Below are 561 nucleotides of genomic sequence, written 5' to 3' on the forward strand. Positions count from 1 at the left end.
CACCGCCGCCGCGCTCGGGGTGTCGTCGGCGTGTTGGTCGAACACCCACCGCTGGTACGCCGCCGAGTAGTACAGCTCGAAGCCCGCCTTGTGGGTGCCGCCCTGGGATATGGCCACCGCGGCTCTGCCCGGCTTGGTCTCGGGAAGCTTGGCCCACAGCGCGACGGCGAAGCTCCTGGAGGAGTTCAGGTGAGGTGCGCCCACACGGGCGTAGTCATCCGTTCCGTCCAGTGTCAGGGCATTGCCTGCCACGCCCGGGTTTCCCGAAGCCGCTCCACCGTGGAAGCGGGCGGGAAGCACGCCGCCGTGGGCGGTGACCTCGGTGGCTCCGGACTCCTCGTCGAGAGGGAAGATCGCCTTGGCGGGGCGGCCGGGATCGCCGATGGTCTCCTTGGCGTACAGGCGGGTCACTTCTTCCGGGCTGATGCCCTTGTCGAAGATCTGTAGTTCGTCGATGGTGCCGGGGAAGAAGGAGTCCGCCTTGCCGCTGTAGGAGCCGGCGCCGATGCGCAGCCCGCGGCGGGCGTTCCACGCCGTCGGGTAGGTGGTCTCCCCCACTCG

1 pseudogene is annotated in these 561 nt (G+C 69.3%); it reads right to left on the reverse strand.

Annotation, left to right across the window (positions count from 1 at the left end):
• A pseudogene (locus KUM32_RS42170) lies at positions 1–561 on the reverse strand (LamG domain-containing protein); the annotation flags it as partial.

The sequence above is a fragment of the Streptomyces sp. AC627_RSS907 genome (assembly GCF_019049165.1).